General features: G+C 64.6%; 1 protein-coding gene. It reads left to right on the forward strand.

Going from position 1 to position 2,059, the window contains the following annotated elements:
* Nucleotides 1-343: 343 nt before the first annotated feature.
* A partial coding sequence (gene olsF, locus AC4FAH_RS07030) for a bifunctional ornithine lipid synthase OlsF (RefSeq protein WP_490245810.1) occupies nt 344-2,059 on the forward strand: 1,716 nt, incomplete at its 3' end.

Consider the following 2,059-nt stretch of genomic DNA (forward strand, 5'->3'; position numbering starts at 1 on the left):
CGCTGCATCAGGTCGGCGCGGTTGACGCCGGCCCAGGCCACCTCGATACGCACCTCATCCGAGGCGATCCCGTGCGGGGCCTCGGTTTCCTGCCAGACCAGTGATTCATTCTCGACGGCTATCGCAAACATTCGCTCTCTCCTTGGCGTGGCAGTCGCGCTGCCTGTTCGTACGCGGATGATCTCTGTGCCGGGGCGCATCGGCCGCGGACCACGTGGGCGACTGTCATCTCACTGTACGGGGACTGTGACGCATCTGTCATGAAGTGGCGCGAACCTGACGTGATATCAAGCCCCATGATCCAGACATCGCGTTCCGCACTCCGTGCGGCCAAGGAGAGAGCATGATCGATACTGCCCGCGTCATCGCTGCCAAGTATCCTGCCTTTGCCAAACGTCACCCGCTGATCCGGCGGCCAGCTCTGGCCATGCTGCGGCGCCTGGTGCATGAGGGCGAGATCAATGCCTTCCTCGGCGAGAACTCGGACCAGCGCGGCTTCGACTTCATTGACCGCGTGCTCGATCACTTCTCCTTCGGATACTCGGTGTCCTCGCGGGAGCGCGAGAACATTCCGGCCTACGGGCGTGTCGTCATCGTCGCCAACCATCCGCTGGGGTCACTGGATGGCCTCGCACTGCTCAAGCTGGTCGGCGAAGTGCGCCGCGACGTCAAGATCGTCGCCAATGACATCCTGATGAAGGTCGAGCCGCTGGCACCCTTGCTGCTGCCGCTGGACAACCTCAGTCGTCGTGGCTATCGCAAGAGCAGTGGTCAGATCTGCGATGCGCTGATGAATGAAGAGGCCGTGATCATCTTCCCGGCCGGCGAGGTCTCGCGTGCAGGCCCGACCGGGCCGCGCGATGGCAAGTGGCTGTCGGGCTTCCTGCATTTCGCGCGCAAGACCAACGCGCCGGTGCTGCCTATCCATGTCAGCGGGCGCAACTCGACGCTCTTCTATGCGCTGTCGTCGATCAACCGCAGCTTCGGCACGCCCCTGCTGGCGCATGAGATGTTTCGCCAGCGCGAGCGGCAGCTCAAGCTGCGCATCGGCGAGCTGATTCCGCTGGAGCGCCTCGACAGCGATGCCCTCAATACCAACGCCAAGACGCGCCTGCTGCGCAAGCACCTGTATCGCATCGGGCGCGGCAAGCGCGGTCTGTTCGTGACCGAGAAGGCCATCGGCCATCCGGAGGAGCGCCAGGCGCTGCGTGAGGAACTGACGCCCTGTGAACTGCTGGGCGAGACCCGCGACGGCAAGAAGATCTATCTGTTCGATGCCTTCCCCGGCTCCAGCGTGATGCGCGAGATCGGGCGACTGCGCGAGATCAGTTTCCGGCGGGTCGGCGAGGGCACCGGCGAGCGGCGCGATATCGATCGCTATGACGCCCACTACCGGCATCTGGTGCTGTGGGATGACGCCGATCTCGAGATCGCCGGTGCCTATCGCATCGGTGAGGTGCGCAAGATCATGGCGGCACATGGCGAGAAGGGGCTCTACAGCCCGACCCTGTTCCGCTTCACGCCCGAGATGTTCGAGCGCATGAAGGACGGTCTGGAGCTGGGGCGCAGCTTCGTGCAGCCGCGCTACTGGGGGCGGCGCAGTCTCGATTACCTGTGGCAGGGGCTGGGCGCCTATCTGCGCTGTCATCCCGAGATTCGCTGGCTGTTCGGCCCGGTCACGCTCTCCAACAGCTATCCGGAGGCCGCCAGGGCACTGATCGTCAGCTACTACCGTCACTATTACGGGGATGATGAGGGGCTGGCGCGCGCACGGGCACCGGTCGCCCAGAGCGTGCCGGGCAGCGCCGCCCATGAAGCGGAGCGCCTGTTCGATGGTCAGGACGCCGATGGCGATTTCCGCCGCCTGCGTGCCCAGCTGGATGCGATGGGCGTGACGGTGCCGACGCTCTACAAGCAGTACGCCGAGGTCACCGAGCCCGGCGGCACCCGCTTCCTCGATTTCAGTGTCGACGCCGATTTCGGTTACTGCATCGACGGCCTGGTGATGGTCGATGTCGAGCAGGTCACCGCCAGCAAGCGGGCGCGCTATATCGGCAAA

The sequence above is a fragment of the Cobetia sp. genome (assembly GCF_983723665.1).